At 68.8% G+C, this 17946-nt stretch carries 18 protein-coding genes; 8 read left to right on the top strand and 10 right to left on the bottom strand.

The features are described from left to right. Positions 1-58: 58 nt before the first annotated feature. The 7 genes from pucL to ACFVAE_RS12220 form a co-directional block, all read right to left on the bottom strand. Positions 59-952 (bottom strand): factor-independent urate hydroxylase, encoded by an 894-nt coding sequence (gene pucL / locus ACFVAE_RS12250; protein WP_378892317.1) that lies wholly within the window; start codon positions 950-952, stop codon positions 59-61. Positions 953-960: 8 nt separating this feature from the next. Then, complete coding sequence (gene uraH, locus ACFVAE_RS12245) at positions 961-1302, bottom strand: hydroxyisourate hydrolase (protein ID WP_378858553.1); 342 nt, start codon at positions 1300-1302, stop codon at positions 961-963. Continuing rightward, entirely contained in the window at positions 1299-1802 is a 504-nt protein-coding gene (gene uraD / locus ACFVAE_RS12240) for a 2-oxo-4-hydroxy-4-carboxy-5-ureidoimidazoline decarboxylase (RefSeq protein WP_378892314.1), read from the bottom strand. Before uraD ends, uraH begins: the two co-directional genes overlap by 4 nt. A 170-nt stretch (positions 1803-1972) precedes the next feature. Further along, on the bottom strand, positions 1973-2440 hold the full coding sequence (gene bcp, locus ACFVAE_RS12235) for a thioredoxin-dependent thiol peroxidase (protein ID WP_378892311.1): 468 nt from the start codon (positions 2438-2440) through the stop codon (positions 1973-1975). A 30-nt stretch (positions 2441-2470) separates the two neighbouring features. Beyond that, entirely contained in the window at positions 2471-3331 is an 861-nt protein-coding gene (locus ACFVAE_RS12230; RefSeq protein WP_378892308.1) for an HpcH/HpaI aldolase/citrate lyase family protein, read from the bottom strand. 89 nt (positions 3332-3420) lie between these two features. Continuing rightward, entirely contained in the window at positions 3421-4626 is a 1206-nt protein-coding gene (coaBC, locus tag ACFVAE_RS12225; protein WP_378892305.1) for a bifunctional phosphopantothenoylcysteine decarboxylase/phosphopantothenate--cysteine ligase CoaBC, read from the bottom strand. A gap of 42 nt (positions 4627-4668) precedes the next feature. Next, a complete protein-coding gene (locus tag ACFVAE_RS12220; RefSeq protein ID WP_378893563.1) occupies positions 4669-5634 on the bottom strand; it encodes a GlxA family transcriptional regulator in 966 nt (321 codons plus the stop codon). Positions 5635-5723: 89 nt separating this feature from the next. On the opposite strand from ACFVAE_RS12220, the gene ACFVAE_RS12215 reads away from it, so the two are divergent. Together ACFVAE_RS12215 and ACFVAE_RS12210 are read left to right on the top strand one after the other, a co-directional pair. Next, a complete protein-coding gene (locus ACFVAE_RS12215) occupies positions 5724-5852 on the top strand; it encodes a hypothetical protein (protein WP_378892302.1) in 129 nt (42 codons plus the stop codon). Positions 5853-5983: 131 nt separating this feature from the next. Then, positions 5984-6655, top strand: a complete 672-nt coding sequence (locus ACFVAE_RS12210) for an NRDE family protein (RefSeq protein WP_378892298.1) — start codon at positions 5984-5986, stop codon at positions 6653-6655. A 188-nt stretch (positions 6656-6843) separates the two neighbouring features. Here the strand turns inward: ACFVAE_RS12210 and ACFVAE_RS12205 are convergent, their stop codons facing one another. From ACFVAE_RS12205 to ACFVAE_RS12195, 3 genes are read right to left on the bottom strand one after another with little or no spacing between them, the layout of a single operon-like run. Beyond that, complete coding sequence (locus ACFVAE_RS12205; RefSeq protein ID WP_378892295.1) at positions 6844-8472, bottom strand: SulP family inorganic anion transporter; 1629 nt, start codon at positions 8470-8472, stop codon at positions 6844-6846. Further along, entirely contained in the window at positions 8469-9398 is a 930-nt protein-coding gene (locus ACFVAE_RS12200) for an HAD family hydrolase (RefSeq protein WP_378892293.1), read from the bottom strand. The genes ACFVAE_RS12205 and ACFVAE_RS12200 overlap by 4 nt, the downstream gene beginning before the upstream one ends. 30 nt (positions 9399-9428) lie before the next feature. After that, positions 9429-10178, bottom strand: a complete 750-nt coding sequence (locus ACFVAE_RS12195; protein ID WP_378892290.1) for a potassium channel family protein — start codon at positions 10176-10178, stop codon at positions 9429-9431. 41 nt (positions 10179-10219) lie between these two features. On the opposite strand from ACFVAE_RS12195, the gene ACFVAE_RS12190 reads away from it, so the two are divergent. The 6 genes from ACFVAE_RS12190 (at position 10220) to ACFVAE_RS12165 (ending at position 17855) form a co-directional block, all read left to right on the top strand. Then, positions 10220-11131, top strand: coding sequence for a formylglycine-generating enzyme family protein (locus ACFVAE_RS12190; protein ID WP_378892288.1), 912 nt, complete (start codon positions 10220-10222; stop codon positions 11129-11131). 40 nt (positions 11132-11171) lie between these two features. Continuing rightward, positions 11172-11645 carry a carboxymuconolactone decarboxylase family protein gene (locus ACFVAE_RS12185; RefSeq protein ID WP_378892286.1) on the top strand — a complete coding sequence of 158 codons (474 nt, stop codon included), beginning with the start codon at positions 11172-11174 and terminating at the stop codon, positions 11643-11645. Continuing rightward, complete coding sequence (locus tag ACFVAE_RS12180; protein WP_378892283.1) at positions 11642-12637, top strand: pirin family protein; 996 nt, start codon at positions 11642-11644, stop codon at positions 12635-12637. Before ACFVAE_RS12185 ends, ACFVAE_RS12180 begins: the two co-directional genes overlap by 4 nt. Before the next feature lie 13 nt (positions 12638-12650). Then, the gene (locus ACFVAE_RS12175) at positions 12651-13016 is read left to right on the top strand and encodes a GNAT family N-acetyltransferase (RefSeq protein ID WP_378892280.1); all 366 of its coding nucleotides are present in this window, start codon (positions 12651-12653) and stop codon (positions 13014-13016) included. A 104-nt stretch (positions 13017-13120) separates the two neighbouring features. Beyond that, positions 13121-15457: an arylsulfatase gene (locus ACFVAE_RS12170; protein WP_378892278.1), complete on the top strand. Its 2337-nt coding sequence runs from the start codon at positions 13121-13123 to the stop codon at positions 15455-15457. Between the two features lie 73 nt (positions 15458-15530). Beyond that, the gene (locus ACFVAE_RS12165; protein WP_378892276.1) at positions 15531-17855 is read left to right on the top strand and encodes a sulfatase-like hydrolase/transferase; all 2325 of its coding nucleotides are present in this window, start codon (positions 15531-15533) and stop codon (positions 17853-17855) included. Positions 17856-17946 lie beyond the last annotated feature (91 nt).

Below are 17946 nucleotides of genomic sequence, written 5' to 3'. Positions count from 1 at the left end.
CCCGCCCCCGCGGGCTCACCCTGTGCTGTCCGGCGTGCGCCGGGTCAGCTGCGCCGGCTCAGCAGAAGCCGGCGATGCCGTCCCACGACCAGTGGTCGGTGTCCGCACCCTCGCGGAGGAACGACGCCTCGATCAGACCGTAAGGACGGTCGGCGGCGAAGAACACCTCGTTGGGGTTCTCCAACCCGAACGGCGACAGGTCCACGACGAAGTGGTGGCTGTTCGGGGTCGAGAAGCGGATCTCGTCGATCTCGGGGTGCGCCTCGAGCACGGCCTCGGCCATCTCCTTCAGCGTGTGCTGCAGGGCGTACGAGTAGTTGCGCGAGAAGCCCGCGAGCAGCAGGCGACGAACGTCGGCGAAGACCTCGTTGAAGTCGATGTCGATGCGGTTGTAGCGCCACTTGGCCGTCACCGAGGTCGCGAGGATGCGGTCCTCGGTCTCGGGAAGGGTCGTGTACTTGTCTTTCGGGTAGCCGACGAAGCCGCTCTGCGTGGACTTCAGGACCTTGAGGTCCTGCAGGCCGGCGATGACGACCGTGTCGTCGCCGTCGATCTGCACCACGGAGGTGCGGGTCTCGGTGCCGCCGCGCACGAACGAGTGGTCGTGCTCGCCGTTGTCGCCCTCGATGCGCAGCCAGGTGTACTGCTCGGCCTCCCAGCGACCGCCGGTGATCCAGTCGAACTCACCGGTGAAGTGACGGCCGAGGCGCAGAAGGAACTCCTCCGGGCTGCCGACGCCGTCCTTGGCGAAGGCGTAGACCGTGTTCTTCTGCGTGTCGGTGGGGACGACGTGCTCGTTGTTGCCGTCGAAGTGCGCGCTGTCGAGATCGCCGCGCAGCTGCGAGGTGACGTTGAGGTCCTCGATCTCGTGACGGTCGGTGTCGCGCGTGATGCGGACGACGCGGACCTCGGCCTTGCCGTACTGGTTCTTGCCCAGAATGATGTTGGTCATTTTCGTACTCAGCTTCCTCGGTAAGTGGAATAGGCGAACGGGCTCAGCAGGAGCGGCACGTGGTAGTGCTCCTGTGCGGCGTCGACCGAGAAGGTCAGCGCCACCTCCGGGAAGAAGGTGTCCGTTTCGATGCCGGCGAAGTAGGCCGCGGTGTCGAACCGGAGGCGGTAGGCACCGCTCTCCAGCCGCTCCGGGCCGAGCGCTTTCACCCGCCCGTCAGCATCGGTGAGGCCCGTACCGATCTCGGACCATCCGTCGCCGACTCGGGCCTCGAGTACGACGGCGACGCCGGACGCCGGGCGCCCGATCGATGTGTCCAGGATGTGGGTGGTCACGTGAGAGACGCTCATGCGCGTGCTCCTTCAGTCTCGATGGCCGCCGTCAGGCGCAGCGCGGCGATCTCGCGCAGCTGCTGGTCGATGACGGCGAGCTCCTGCTCGGGGGTGTTGCCGAGCCGCGTCTGCAGCAGGGCGAGGATGTCGTCGGCCGAGCGGCCGGCGGCGCGCACCAGGTAGACCCGGTCGAACTTCGCCTCGTAGGCGCGGTTGCCCTCGGCGAGCGCCGCGGCGGCGGATGCGTCCACGCCGGCCTGTTCGCTGCGCGAGTGCGCGGCCTCGGCGGTGGCGCCCTTCGGCTGCTCCCCGATTCGGGGGTGGTGCGCCAGCGCGCCGTCGATCTCCGCCTCCGAGAGCGGGGCGGCCACGACGGCGGCGGCTGCGGTGATCTCGTCGACCGACCCGTAGGGGCGGGAATCGACGATCGCATCGATCCAGCGGGCGACATCGAGCGCCGGCTTCACGATGGTGATGGCGTCCTCACGCGGAAGCGCGTTGAACTCCTCGAGCGACATCTTCGTACCTCAAGCCATGCTGGCATCCGGGGTGTAAGGCTATACGGAGACCTTCGAGAAGATCTGATTCCGTATCCCGGAACTGTTCTTTCAGCATGTGTAATTAGTATGCAGAAGGCGGGAGGGGTTTGTCAACCCCTCCCGCCAACGATATTCCGCGACGCGAGAATTCAGACGCCGAGCTCCTCGCGCAGTCGCGCCACGTGGCCGGTCGCCTCGACGCCGTACTCGGCACGCTGCACGACGCCCTCGCCGTCCAGCACGAAGGTCGAGCGGATGACGCCGTCGAAGGTGCGGTCGCCCACGGTCTTCTCGCCCCAGACGCCCCAGGCGCGTGCCACGGATGCGTCGGTGTCGGCCAGCAGCGGGAACGTCAGCCCCTCGGCATCCGAGAACGACTTGATGTCGGCGACCTCGTCGGGCGAAATGCCCACGACGGCATAGCCGGCGGCGGCGAGCGACGACACGTTGTCGCGGAAGTCGCAGGCCTCGGTGGTGCAGCCCGGGGTCGCGGCCTTCGGGTAGAAGTACACGACGACGTTCTTCCCGCGGTAGTCCGCGAGCGAGGTCGTGACGCCCTCGGCATCGGACAGGGTGAATGCGGGGGCGACGTCGCCCGGGGAGAGTCGTTCGGTCATGGTGTCTCCTTCTTCCTCGACAGGGTTCGCTCAGCGGCCGTTCGGCGTGACGCCGAATGCCTCCGCGAGCTGCATGATCTTGCGGGCACGGCCCAGGCGCGGCAGGTCGCTGCCGTCGCGGACGATGCGGCCGCGGGCGTCGAAGTCCTCGAGGAACTCGTACGCCCACTCGACGTCGGTGCGGGTCGGGCTGATGACCTCGTTGACGACGGGCGTCTGGTCGGTCTGCAGGCAGAGCTTGCCGGTCATGCCCATCGACACGGTGATGGCCGACTGCTCGCGCAGGATCGGGTGACTGGAGCCGACGGTCGGGCCGTCGATCGGGCCCGGCAGGCCGCCGGCGCGGCTGGAGATCACCAGGCGGGCGCGCGGGTAGGCCATCGCCTCACGGTCGGCGGACATGCCGGTGTCGCGACGGAAGTCACCGCTGCCGAAGGCCAGGCGGAAGGCGCCCTTGGCGCGCGCGATCTCGGTGGCGTTCTCGATGCCGATCGCGGACTCCACGAGCGCGACGACGGGGACCCGGGCGCCGAGGCGGTTGAAGGTGTCCTCCACCTGACTGCCGAACTCGGTCTTGGCGAGCATCACGCCCTTCAGGCCGGCAGCCGAGCGCAGCCCTTCGAGGTCGGCGCTCCAGTGGTCGCTGGTGGCGTCGTTGATGCGCACCCAGGCGCGGTTGCCCTCGGTGTTCAGCCAGCGGATGACGTCCTCGCGGGCCTCGTCCTTGTGACTGGCGTCGACGGCGTCCTCGATGTCGAGCACGACGGCGTCGGCGTGGGACGCCGCGGCATCGTCGAAGGTCTCGGGGCGCGTCGCCGCGACGAGCAGCCAGGAACGGGCCAGCTCGGGCGCGATCTCGCGCGTGGTCGAGGCGGGCAGCGGAGCATTCATTAGTGATTCCATTTCATGGAAGTAGATTTCTACAGTACGAAAAGTTTAGCGCGGCGCTTCGGGGCGCGCCAGCGGGCAACTGTACCCGCTCACTCTGCGCGCTGGACGAGCACCGCGTCCCAGATGGCGTCGGCGACCTCGCGCTTGGAGCCGGAGCGCTCGGCGACGACCTCACCGCCGTCACCGATGATCTCGACCGCGTTGTCGGCGCGCTCGAAGCCGTGCGCGGCATCCGCGCGGTTCACCGCGAGCAGGTCGACGCCCTTGCGCTCCCTCTTGCGGCGGGCGCGCTCGCGGCGCTGCTCCGGATCGGTGAGCGTCTCGGCCGCGAAGGCCACGATCGTCTGCTCACCGGGACGGTTCGCGGCCAGGCCCGCGACCACGTCCTCGTTCTCGACGAGGTCGATGCGCGTGAGCACGCCGTCCTCCTTGGTCAGCTTCTGCGTCGCCGCCTCTGCCGGCCGGTAGTCCGCGACGGCAGCGGCCATCACGATCACATCGGCGTCCGGCGCGACGGCGCGCATCGCGTCGGCGAGCTGGGCGGCTGTCTCCACGGCCTCGACGCGGATGCCCGGATGCCGGGCATCCGCCAGCACATCCTGCTCGACGTTCGCCGCGACCAGCACGACGTCGGCACCGCGCGCGGCGGCGGACGCCGCGAGCGCGACCCCCTGCCGGCCGCTGGAGCGGTTGCCGAGGAAGCGCACCGGGTCGATCGGCTCACGGGTGCCGCCTGCGGACACCGCGACGGTCAGCCCGGTCAGGTCCTGCGGCGCGAGCGCCGCGTGCGCGGCATCCACGATCTGCTCCGGCTCCGACATCCGGCCGGGGCCGGAGTCGCCGCCCGCGAGCTCGCCCTCGGCGGGGCCGACGATGATCACGCCGCGCTCGCGCAGCGTCCGGATGTTCGCCTGGGTCGCCGGATGCCGCCACATCTCGGCGTGCATCGCCGGGGCGATCACGACCGGCGCCTCGGTGGCGAGCAGCGTCGTGCCGAGCAGGTCGTCGGCGATGCCGGCGGTCATCTTCGCGATCGTGTTCGCTGTGGCCGGCGCGATCACGACGAGGTCGGCGTTCTGCCCGAGGGCGACGTGCCGCACGCGGGCGACGTCCTCGTGCACGCTCGTGGTCACGGGGTTGCGGCTGAGGGACTCCCAGGTGGGCAGCCCGACGAAGCGCAGCGCGTCCTCGGTGGGGACGACGGTGACGTCGTGGCCCCCCTTGGTCAGCAGCCGGACCAGGTGCACGGCCTTGTAGGCGGCGATCCCGCCCGTGACCCCGACGACGATGTTCACGCCCTCAAGTCTGCCTCAGTTGCCGTTCTCGCGCTCCGGAGCTCAGGCGGCGGACTCCTCGACGCAACTGAACGTCGCGCGGTAGGCGGTGGGGCTGGTGCCGACGATGCGGGCGAAGTTCTGCCGCAGCACGGCCGCCGAGCCGAATCCGCACTCCGCCGCGATCTGGTCGATGCCCTCGTCGGTCCGCTCCAGCATCCGCTGCGCCTGGATGACCCTCTGCCGGGTGAGCCACACCGCCGGCGTGACGCCGTGCTCGGCCTTGAAGCGCCGGGCGAACGTGCGCGGCGACATGTGCGCGTGCGCGGAGAGCCGCTCGACCGAGAGGTCCTCGTGGAGATGCTCGACCGCCCAGTTCGCCAGGCTCGAGAGCGACGCCTCGGCGACGACGGGGATCGGCCGGTCGATGAACTGCGCCTGCCCGCCGTCGCGCTGCGGCGGCACCACCATGCGGCGGGCGACCCGGTTGGTCAGCTCGGCGCCGAGCTCGATGCGCAGCAGCGACAGGCAGGCGTCGATGCCGGCCGCGGTGCCCGCGCTGGTGATGATGCGACCGTCGTGCACGAAGAGCACGTCGGGGTCGACGGTGACGGCGGGGTACCGATCCGCCAGCACATCGGCGTACATCCAGTGCGTGGTCGCGCGGCGCCCGTCGAGCACGCCGGCCTCGGCGAGCGCGAAGACGCCGCTGCACTCGCTCAGGATCCACGCGCCGCGCGCGTCCGCTTCACGGACCACATCGAGGATGCGGGGATCGACGGAATCCCACTGCTCCTTCGGGAACGGGCAGATCACGAGCACGTCGGCCTCCCGTGCGAAGGAGAGGTCGCCCACTCCCCCGACCGTGAAGCCCAGCTTCGAGGGCACCTCGCCGGCGTCGGCTGCGACCACGCGGAAGTCGAAGTTCGGCACACCGTCATCGGAGCGGTCGAGGCCGAACACCTCGCAGGCGATGCCGAATTCGAAGGGGGCGAACCCCGGCTGGATGATGCACGCGACGGTCTTCATCGACACTCGATTCAGGTTGGCAGTTTTCCTGCGATTGCTGTCCATCATGCCACTCGTGTCACTTTTCCGCCAGACGTAGCGTTACTGCCATGTTCATCGTGATCCTTCTCAGTGCAGTGGCCCTGTGGGGTCTCATCTCCACCGTCGTAGAGCTCCGCCGCGACGGCTACAGGGCCGCCCCGACGGACTGGTCCCGGGTCTCGCCCGACCGGCACTGAACATCCTTCGTCTCGTCGCTGGCGCTCCTCGCTCAGGACCCGGAAGCACGACACCCGTCACGGATCCTGAGCGAGCGCAGCGAGACGAAGGACGTCAGGACCCGGGCGCTTCCGGGAAATAGACTGGCCGGGTGTGCACCGTCGTCATCGAGACCGAACCGGGCTCGGCCCGATTGCTGGCCGTCCGTGACGAGGACCCGCAGCGCGACTGGGACGATCTCGGCCCCTGGTGGCCCGAGCGCTACCCCGGTGTGATCGGCATCCGCGACCGCCGCGCCGGCGGCGCGTGGCTCGCCGTCGACCCGGCATCCCGTCGCCTGGCCGTGCTGCTCAACCGGGCCGATGTACTCGCTCTGCCGGCCGATCAGGCGCTCTCGCGCGGCTCCCTGGCGCTGGAGTCGGTCGCCGGTCGGTCACCTCAGGGCTCGCCGAGCATGCACGGCTTCAACCTGCTCGAGGTCTCACCCGAGGGCTCTCGCGTGCTCAGCTGGGACGGCGCCTCGCTGCGCGAGACGCCCGTCGATCCCGGCGTGCACATGATCGCGCACGACGATCTCGATGACCCGGGCACGGCGCGGATCGCCGCCTGGCTGCCGCGCTTCGCGGCATCGGATCCGGATGCCTGGCTCGCGCTGCTCCAGGAGACCGCGGCGCTCGATCCCGACGACGATCGCGCGATCATCCGCGACAACACGACGCACGGCTACCCGACGCTGTCGCTGCTGTACGCGACCGCCGAGGTCGGCCTCGACGGCGCGACCGTGTCGTCGCACGTGCTGCAGCGCCCCGGCCACTGGGACTGAGCGGGCATCACCCGCGCCCCGGGCGATGCGCCCTCGCACGACCGGTCCCCCGACGGCGAACCCGGCCCGCTCCGCACCCTCTCGCGCTGCTCACGCTTTGACCCGCCCAGCGACTCAATGCGTGAGGCGCGCGAACGCGTGAGCCGCCGGTAGTCGCCCGCCCCGCCTCACATGCTCGGGGGCTGACCTCAGTGCACGGGCCCGCGCATCGCCTCGTCGAGGGACCCGTACACGCGCCCCTCGTTCTCGAGCCCCTCGAACCAGCCTCCGCGCCTCGCGACGACGGCGGCCGAGTGCGGCACCGCCGCGAGCCGCAGCTCGATGCCGCGCGCCTTCAGTTCATGGTCCAGATCGGTGAGGGTGTCGAGCACGGTCACCGAGACCACCCGCATCTGCGCCGTCTCCAGCACCAGCGCCTTCAGCCCGGGCGCCGCATCAGCGGCATCCAGGATCGCCGACTCGTAGTTCAGAGCGTTCGCCGTGTAGACCGCGCCGATCAGGTGCACCGGCAGCACGCCGTCGCGCACCTCGCCCACGTTCAGACGCACGCGGTTCAGCTCGCGGAAGACGACCACGAAGGTGCCCATCACCCCCACGGCGACGGCCAGCAGCAGGCCGGCCGTGAGGCCGATGAACGCGGTCACCGCGGCGACCCAGAAGTCGGGGCGGTTCAGCCGCCACAGCCGGGCCAGGCCGACCACGTCGATCAGGCCGACGACGGCGACGAACACCAGCGCGGCGAGAGTCGCCTGCGGCATGAGACTGAGCACCGGACCGAGGAACAGCGCGACCAGCACCGCGAGCCCGACGGTCACCATCCCGGCGACCTGCGACTTCGCACCGGCGTTCTTGTTCACGGCGCTCTGCGAGAAGCCGCCCGCGGCGGGCAGCACCTGGAAGAACGAGCCGATCGTGTTCGCGGCACCGGTCGCGAACAGCTCGCGGTTGCTGTCGATCTGGGTCTCGCCCGCCTCCCGGATGCCGCGCGCGACCGCACTCGACTCCAGGAAGGCCATCACGGCGATGGCGAACGCCCCCGGCAGCATCCCCTGGATGTGCGCGAACGACGGGAACTGGAACGGGGGGAACCCGGTCGGCACCGGCGCGATCAGGGCGACCCCTGCGTCCTTCAGGCCGGTGAACGCCATGAGCAGGATGCCGGCGGCCACCACCAGCAGCGGTCCGGGAACCCTGGGCAGGAAGCGCTTGAGCAGGACGAGTCCGACGATCGATCCGACCGACAGCAGCAGAGTGGGCACGTTCATGCCCGGGACCGCTTCGATCACGCCCAGGATCGACCGGATGAAACCGTGCCCGGAGTACTCGCTGTCGACGCCGAGCAGCTTCGGCAGCTGACCCACTGCGACGGTCGCGCCGACCCCGACCTGCACGCCCAGGATGGTGGGCTTGGAGATGTAGTCCACCGTGCTGCCCAGACGCAGCAGCCTGGCCAGCACCAGGATCACGCCGACGATGAGGGTCAGCGCCATCAGGTCGGGAACCGGGTTGTCGGAGTTCGCGGCGACGCCGGCCGAGACCAGCGTGGTGGCCGTCAGCGTCGCGATGGTCGACGTCGTCGACACGCTCATCGCGCGCGATCCGCCGAGCAGGGCGTAGACGAGCATCGGCACCATGCACGTGTACAGGCCGACCTGTACCGGCATGTTCGCGATCGTCGCGTAGGCCATCGCCTGCGGGACGACGACCGCGCCGGCCGACAGCCCGGCCACGATGTCGGCGCCGAGCCAGGCCGGCTTGTACCCGTGCAGCGTGGGGGCGAGCCAGCCGCGCGTGGGCGCGGATGCGGTGGCGCTCATTCCGGATCCGTCGAGGGGAAGATCTGCGACCAGTCGTCGGCGACGCTGATCACCGTGATGTCATCTGCGGCGAGCGCCAGCTCGGCACCCTTGTCGTAAGGAGTGTCGCCGCGGCCGTCGTCGTCGTGATGCACGAGCAGCGCGAGCCCGCGACGGCCCGTGCCGTCTCCGACGGCGAACTGCAGCATGGGCAGGTCGCCGTTCGCGTTGCCGGCCGCCAGCAGCGGACGACGACCGGTCCTGCTCCAGATGCGCACCGGTTTGATCGCCCCGTCGTCGAGGAAGTCCAGGTTCGCGGAGTACTTCACGGCACGGGCATCCGCGTCGTAGGTGAGGCCGTAGGCCGAGCCGATCACGCGCTCCGGCGGAATGCCGTAGTACTCCTCGGTGACGCTGCGCATGAAGTCGCGCTCGCCGGCCGAGGCGATGTAGCAGGTGAAGCCGTTCGCCTCGAGGTAGCGGAGCAGTTCGCGCATCGGCTCGTAGACCGCGCCCGAGAACAGCGTGCCGAGCGTGGGGTGCTTCGCGGTGCGGAAGAACTCCGCGACGGATGCCGCGTACTCGTCGACCGTCAGGCCGTCGGTGAGCCCGACCAGGGCGCCGAGCAGCACCTTCAGGTCGCTGTCGTCGCCGCCGTAGTGCTTCTCGACCGCGCCGCCGATCCAGCCCAGGTCGCCGGTGGCGACCGCCTTGTACGGCTGCTTCTCGGCGAGCGAGGGGTCGGCCTTCAGCTCGGCCGCCCACTGGCCGATGATGTAGTCGAGCTGGATGATGACCGGCTTCTCGGACCACAGCGTGCCGTCGTTGTCGAAGACCGCGATGCGCTCCACCACGGGCACGGCGGCCGCTCCCGTCGTGACCGACTCCACGAAGTCGACGATCGTCTTGCGGGTGGCGGTGTCGCGCCACGAGGGCAGGTCGGTCATGATGACTCCTCCGGTGTCGATGAGGTCAGATTACGGGACACGGTCATCCGACGGGGGCTCCTCACCCGGGGGGATGAGCGCAGCCCGCAGTGCCGCGATGTCGTCGCGCAGCGCACGCACCTCGGCCTTCGTCGCGGCATCCGCGCTGTCGTCACCGTGCGCGCCGCGTTCGAACACCCACGAGGCGAGCGTCGCGGTGATCACGCCGGCCAGGGCGACCCCGCCGAACATGAGGATGACACCGACGATCCGTCCGCGGATCGTGACCGGTGTGAGATCGCCGAATCCGGTGGTCGTCGCGGTCACGCACGCCCACCACAGCGCGTCGCCGAAGCTCGTGATCGTGGCATCCGGCACGCGGCGCTCGGCGTCGAGCACCTGCAGCGAGGCGATGTATATGAGGATCAGCGTGGAGAACAGCCCGTAGACCATGATCCTGGTGCGCAGCGCCGCCGCCTTGGTGCGCCGCAGACCCGGCAGATGCGTGAAGACGCGGGCGATGCGCACCAGCCGCAGCACCGGGATGAGCGTGATCGCCAGATCCGCGAGATGGGTGCGGAACCACAGCCAATGGTCGGCGGCGATCGACAGCCGCACCAGGTAGTCGACGACGAACATGACCCAGGTGACCAGCACCACGATGTTCGCGAGCAGCGCCAGAGTGCCGTCCGCCTCGGTGATCACCCGCCATGAGTAGGCGAGCAGGAACGCGATGGACGCGACCAGCAGCGTCGGTCCGGTGCGCTTCCGCCAGGTCTGCTCGTCCACATCCTGAATCATGCCAGCGTCCTGGCATCCGCTGCGAGCATTACGGTGGAGCCATGGCGGACGATTCGCGCGAGACGGTACTGATCCCCGGCGGCACCTTCCGGATGGGCTCCACCGAGTTCTATCCGGACGAGCAGCCCGTGCACGAGCGCCGGGTGGAGGCGTTCCGCATCGACAGGTACGCCGTCACGAACGCCGACTACGCACGATTCGTCGAGGACACCGGCTACGTGACGGTCGCCGAGCGGCCGATGGACCCGGCTCTGTACCCCGGCGTCGCCGAGGAGGATCTCGCACCCGGAGCGATGGTGTTCACCCCGACCAAGGGCCCGACCGATCTGCGCGACTGGCGCAACTGGTGGCGCTGGGAGCCGGGCGCGCACTGGCGCGCGCCGTTCGGCCCCGACTCGAGCATCGACGATCGGATGGACCACCCTGTCGTGCACGTCGCGTTCGAGGATGCCACGGCCTACGCCGAGTGGGCAGGCCGGCGTCTGCCCACCGAGGCCGAGCACGAGTACGCCGCCCGCGGCGGCGTCGACGGCTCCCGCTTCGCCTGGGGAGAGGACCCGTATCCGGGCGGACGCGCGCTGGCGAACTCGTGGCTGGGCCGGTTCCCGTACGACAACCGCGGCGTCGGCGGCACCGCCCCGGTCGGCTCGTACCCCGAGAACGGCTACGGACTGTTCGACATGATCGGCAACACCTGGGAGTGGACCACCGACTTCTACGCCCCGCGGCACATCGTGCCGACCGACAAGCCGGTGGATGCCGGCAAGCGGGCCAACCTGCTGGCCACGGCGAGCGCCCGCGAGGGTGAGCAGATCCCGCGCCGGGTGCTCAAGGGCGGGTCGTTCCTGTGCTCTCCGGACTACTGCCTGCGCTTCCGGCCGGCGGCGCGCTCGCCGCAGGCCGAGGACACCGGGATGTCGCACGTCGGCTTCCGACTGGCATCCGACGCCTGACCCGATCACCACGGAATCCGACTCACGACGAGGAGAGAACATGCGCCCCTATCTCGACAAGGCCGCCGCCGACACCTGGAAGGCGGTCACCGCGATGTCGCCTGTCATCGCCGCGACAGCCGCCGCCGCGGGCGTCTCCGTGGCCGAGACGGAGTTCATCAAGGTGCGCGCCTCGCAGCTGAACGGATGCGCGTTCTGCCTCGATCTGCACTCACGGGAGGCGCGGGCCGCGGGGATCACTCAGCAGAAGCTCGATCTGATCCCCGCCTGGCGCGAGTCGACGCTGTTCACCGAGCGCGAGGCCGCCATGCTGGCGATCGCCGAGGCCGCGACCCGCATGCCGCTCACGGAGGATGCGGTCGCCGACCTCGAGGGCGCGCGGAACCTGCTCGGCGACGAGGCCTTCGCGGCCGCGGAGTGGGTCGCAGTCGCCATCAACCTGTTCAACCGCGTCTCCATCCTCAGCGAGCACCCGGTGCGGCCGCGCGATGCGGAGGGCAAGGTGCTCAAGTGAGCGACCTCGAGAAGGATCCGCAGGTCGAGGTGCTCGAGCCGGGGCAGCCCTGCACCGGCGTCGAGGTGCTGGAGCCGCGCGAGGTTCCGCTCGGCGGCCCGCGGGCGATGACCGTGTACCGCACGCTGCCGCAGAAGCAGCGGTCGCTCGTCGGCGCCTGGTGCTTCCTCGATCATTACGGGCCGGATGACGTCGCGGTGTCCGGGGGCATGGAGGTGCCGCGGCATCCGCACACCGGGCTGGCGACCGTGAGCTGGCTGTTCACCGGCGAGATCGACCATCTGGACTCCGGCGGCAACGCGGCCGCTGTGAGGCCCGGCGAACTGAACCTGATGATCGCGGGCAGCGGCATCACGCACTCCGAGATCAGCACACCCGAAACCCGCACGCTGCACGGCGTGCAGCTCTGGTATGCGCTGCCGGAGCACACCCGGTTCTCGCAGAACCACTTCGACCACTACGCACCGGCGCCGGTGACGGTGCCGGGGATGACGGCACGGGTGTTCATCGGATCGCTGCTGGGCTCGATCTCGCCGGTCGACACCCGTACGCCCGATCTGCTCGGCGCCGAGCTGATCCTCGAACCGGGCACGTCCGTGACGCTGGCCGTGCGCACCGATTTCGAGCACGCCCTGCTCGCCGAGACCGGCGGGTTCGAGGTGAACGGCACTCCTATCGCGCATCGCGAGCTCGGGTATATGCCGACAGGGTCCGACACCATGCACGTCACGGCCGGCGCCGATGGCGCCCGCATCATCCTGCTCGGCGGAGTGCCGCTGGGCGAGCAGATCGTGATGTGGTGGAACTTCGTCGGCCGCAGTCACGACGAGATCGTCGAGTTCCGGCGCCGGTACCAGGCCGAGCTCGGCTTCGAGCCGGCGGATGCCGCGGATGCCGGCAAGCCGGCGCTCTTCGGCGAGTTCCCACCCGGGCAGCGGGCTCCGCTCCCCGCCCCACCCATGCCCACCATCCGGCTGCGGCCGCGCGAGTGATCAGGAGACGAACATGACGAACGACCGCTACATCGTGCGGGACCGCCCGGAGGAGTCGCGCTACGTGCTGCTGGACACCGGCGAGGACGGCACCGGCGACAAGGAGATCGGCGAGGAGTCCTACGTCGACGTCGCGGCCGAGGGCGGGAACCAGCGTGTGCTGTTCCACACCGGCGTCTCGGAGGAGTACGGCGGCAAGGGCCTGGCCTCGGTACTGGTGCGCGCGGCGGTCGACGACGTGGTCGCCTCGGGCGCCGCGATCGTACCTGTCTGCCCCTACGTCGTCGCCTGGCTGCCGAAGCACCCGGAGTACGCCGAGCACGTCGTGCAGCCCACGCCGGTGCACAAGCAGGCGATCCGCGACCAGCTGAAGGGCTGACCGGCTCGATCCCACCCGGGTGATCTCGTTCCCGCCTCTTCCGCGCCACCGGGCCGATCGCTAGGTTCGTGGGCAAGGGAGCAACGCCGGAGAAAGGGAGCATCATGGCGCGGGAATTCCAGGGGAAGATCGAACTCGACGTGCGGGACTCGGTGGGTGATTGGCCCGCCTTCCTGTCCGATCAGGCGCCGAAGGGATCGCCGAACGTACTCGTCGTGCTCTACGACGACACCGGCACGGCCGCCTGGTCCCCGTACGGCGGCCGGATCAACATGCCGACGATGGACAAGCTCGCAGCCAACGGCCTGACGTACTCGCAGTGGCACACCACGGCGCTGTGCTCGCCGACCAGGTCGACGTTCCTCACCGGGCGCAACCACCATGCGAACGGGTTCGCATCGATCTCGGAATCGTCCACGGGCTTCCCTGGGTACAACTCGCACATCCCGCCGACGAACGCCACGATGGCGAACATCCTGCGGGATGCAGGGTGGTCGACCTTCTGGGTGGGCAAGAACCACAACGTGCCGATCGACGAGTGGACCGCCGGTGCGAACAAGAAGAACTGGCCGCTCGCACAGGGCTATGACCGCTTCTACGGCTTCATCGGCGGCGAGACCAACAACTGGTACCCCTCGCTCGCCGAGGACAACCACTACATCGACCAGCCGTACCTGCCGGAGGACGGGTACCACCTGTCGAAGGACCTCGCCGACCAGGCGCTGAAGATGATCCGCGACGTCAAGCAGACCGAGCCGGACCGCCCCTGGTACCTGTGGTTCTGCCCCGGTGCCAACCACGCCCCGCACCACGCTCCGCAGGAGTACATCGACAAGTACAAGGGCAAGTTCGACGACGGTTACGAGGCCTACCGCGAGTGGGTGCTGCCGCGGATGATCGAGAAGGGCATCCTGCCCGCCGACACCGTGCTCACCGAGCTGAACCCGATGCCCGACGGAACCTTCTCCCAGACCGACGAGGTGCTCCCCTGGGACTCGCTGAGCGATGAGCAGAAGGGGATGTTCAGCCGCATGGCCGAGGTGTACGCCGGATTCAGCGAGTACACCGACGCGCAGGTCGGCCGCATCATCGACTACCTCGAGGAGTCGGGACAGCTCGAGAACACCCTCGTCATCTACGCGGCCGACAACGGGGCGTCCGGCGAGGGCTCGCCGAACGGCTCGGTCAACGAGGGCAAGATCTTCGGCGGCTACCCGGATTCCCTCGAGGAGAACCTGCGTCTGGTCGACAAGCTCGGCTCGCCGGACACGTACAACCACTATCCGACCGGCTGGGCGGCGGCGTTCTCGACCCCGTACAAGATGTTCAAGCGCTACGTGTACCAGGGCGGTGTGTGCGACCCGCTGGTGATCTCGTGGCCCAAGGGCATCACGGCCAGGGGCGAGGTACGCAGCCAGTACCACCACTCCACGGACATCGTCGCGACCATCCTCGACGTCTGCGGTGTGGAGATGCCCGACGAGTACAACGGCGTGAAGCAGCGCCCACTCGACGGCGTCTCGATGAAGTACAGCTTCGAGGCCGACGGCCCCACCCGCAAGCCGAACCAGTACTACGAGATGTTCGGCAACCGCGGCATCTGGCAGGACGGCTGGAAGGCCGTCACCGTGCACGGGCCGGTGAGCGGCATGAGCGGGTTCGACAAGGACCAGTGGCAGCTGTTCCACACCGATGTCGACCGCTCCGAGGCGCACGATCTGGCCGCGGAGAACCCGGAGAAGCTCGAGGAGCTGAAGGAACTGTGGATGTCGGAGGCGAAGCGCAACGACGTCCTGCCGCTGAACGACCTGCAGATCATCGGCAACCCGAAGGACTTCGAGACCTTCGTGTCCATGGAGTTCCATCAGCCGGCACCCCCGTCGGGACAGTTCATCTACTACCCCGGCACCAGTGAGATCCCCGAGCGGTCGGCGGCGAACGTGCACGGCGGCTCGTACAAGATCGCCGCGGAAGTGGAGTTCACCGCCGACACCGAGGGCGTGATCTTCGCGCACGGCTCACGGTTCGGCGGGCACGCGCTGGTCGTCAAGGACGGGCAGGTCCACTACGTGTACAACTTCCTCGGCATCCCGCCGGAGGACCACGTGTCCGCACCGGTGCCGGCGTCGGGCAAGCACATCATCGGTGTCGAGTTCACCAAGGAGGGTGTCGGCGACTACCGCGAACCCAAGGGCCCGGTGAAGCTGTACATCGACGATCAGCAGGTCGGCGAGAAGCAGATCCGCACCGTGCTCGGCCACTTCTCGCTCTGCGGCGAGGGCCTGACCATCGGCCGCGACAGCGCCGACCCGGTGTCGTCGCTGTACGGTCACGGGTTCGACTTCACTGGCGGCACGATCGAGCGGGTGGTGTTCGACATCGCGGACGACACCTACATCGACCTCGAGACGCACCTCGCCGCCGCAATGGCACGCGACTGATTCATCCCAAAGGGGCGAGGAAAATCCCACGGGAGTCTCCTCGCCCCTATTTTGAGGGTAGGAAGGGAGCATCATGACCAAGGAATTCCAGGGGAAGATCGCGCTCGATGTGCGTGATTCGGTGCCGGATTGGGGGCCATATGTTCTCCCCACCCCGCCGGAGGGTGCGCCGAACGTGCTGGTCATCCTCTACGACGACACCGGCATGGCTTCCTGGTCGCCCTACGGCGGCCGGATCAACATGCCCACGCTCGACCGCCTGGCGCAGAACGGGCTGACCTACACGCAGTGGCACACCACTGCGCTGTGCTCGCCGACGCGTTCGGTGTTCCTCACCGGCCGCAACCATACCCGCAATGGCATCGCCTCGCTGATGGAGTCGACCAACGGCTTCCCCGGCAACTCCGGCCGCATTCCGGACGACTGCGCGCCGATGGCGCACATCCTGCAGGACAACGGCTACTCCACGTTCTGGCTGGGCAAGGACCACAACGTGCCGGAGCAGGACAACGCCGCCGGCGGCAGTCGGAAGCAGTGGCCGCTGCAGATGGGCTACGACCGCTTCTACGGTTTCCTCGGTGGCGAGACGAACCAGTGGTACCCCGATCTGGCGGAGGACAACCACTTCATCGAGCAGCCCTACACACCGGAGGAGGGCTACCACCTCTCCAAGGACCTCGCCGATCAGGCACTGCAGATGCTGCGCGCGCAGCAGGCGACGAACCCGTCGAAGCCCTGGTACATGTGGTTCTGCCCCGGCGCGAATCACGCTCCGCACCAGGCACCGGAAGAGTACATCGCCAAATACAAGGGCGCCTTCGATGACGGCTACGACGCGTACCGCGAGTGGGTGCTGGGGCGCATGCTCGAGCGCGGCATCCTGCCCGAAGGCACCGACCTGACACCGTTCAACCCGATGCCGGAGGGCCAGTCGAACGCCGCGGACTACGTCAAGCCGTGGGATTCGCTGTCCGACGACGAGAAGACGCTGTTCTGTCGGATGGCCGAGGTGTTCGCGGGCTTCAGCGAGTACACCGACGCGCAGATCGGCCGGATCGTGGACTACCTCGAGGCCACAGGGCAGCTCGAGAACACGATCATCTTCTACTGCGCCGACAACGGGGCATCCGGTGAGGGGTCGCCGGACGGCTCGGTGAACGAGAACAAGTTCTTCAACAACTACCCCGATGACCTCGCCGAGAACCTCACGCGCCTTGATGATCTCGGCGGCCCCGAGGCCTACAACCACTACCCCACCGGGTGGGCGGCGGCGTTCTCGACCCCGTTCCAGATGTTCAAGCGCTACAGCCAGTACTCTGGCGGCACCTGCGACCCGATGATCATCCACTGGCCCGCCGGCATCAACGCCAAGGGCGAGCTGCGGCACCAGTACCACCACGTCACCGACATCGTGCCGACCATCCTCGATGTCGCGGGGCTGGAGATGCCGGAGGTGTACCGCGGGGTGAAGCAGGAGCCTCTGCCGGGCGTGTCGATGCGGTACTCCTTCGACGCCGAGGCCGATGGGCCGACGCAGAAGAAGCGCCAGTACTACAACATGATCGGCACCCGCGGACTGTGGCAGGACGGCTGGAAGGTCGCCGCCACCCACGCCCCGATCACCGGGAAGGGCCACTTCGACCAGGACGCCTGGGAGCTCTACCACGTCGACGAGGACCGCTCCGAATCGAAGAACCTCGCCGCCGAGCACCCGGACAAGGTCAAAGAGCTCGTCGACGCGTGGTTCGAGGAGGCCGAGGTCAACTACGGCATGCCGATCGACGACCGCACCGCGATGGAGCAGTTCGTGATCGAGCGCCCTTCGTCCGAGCCGCCGCGCAGTCGCTACGTCTACTACCCGGACAGCGGTTCGGTGCCGGAGGGCGTCGCAGTGAGTGTGCGCGGTCGTTCGTACAAGATCATCGCGGACGTCGAGATCGAGGAGGGCGCGGAAGGGGTGATCTTCGCGCACGGCTCGCGCTTCGGCGGCCACTCCCTGTTCATCCAGGACGGGAAGCTGCACTACGTGTACAACTTCCTCGGCATCCCGCCGGAGCAGACCTTCGTCTCGGGGAAGCTCACGCCGGGCAAGCACGCGCTGGGCGTGGAGTTCGTCCGCGAGGGCGCCGGAGAGCACAAGGAGTCCGTCGGAACCGCCACGCTCTACGTGGACGACCAGGCTGTCGCATCCGGCCCGATGCGCGCCCAGGTCGGCAAGTTCACGCTCTGCGGCGACGGTCTCTGCATCGGCTACGACAGCGCTGATTCGGTGAGCCGCTCGTATCAGTCGCCCTACCGTTTCACCGGTGGCACGATCCTCGGTGTGGCCGTGGACGTCAGCGAGGAGCAGTACCTCGACCTCGAGCTCGAGGCGCAGGCGGCATTCGCCCGCGAATGATGGGCAGCCGACGCCGAACGGGCTGGAGGGCTTCGGCCCTCCAGCCCGTTCGGCGTGCGCGACTCGCCCGGCGCGGATGAGTCCTTCCGCC

Origin of the sequence: Microbacterium sp. NPDC057659, from assembly GCF_042799915.1 — a bacterium.
Lineage (GTDB): Bacteria > Actinomycetota > Actinomycetes > Actinomycetales > Microbacteriaceae > Microbacterium.
Note: the sequence above shows the minus strand (reverse complement) of the source record. Positions and strands in the feature narration are given on the sequence as shown.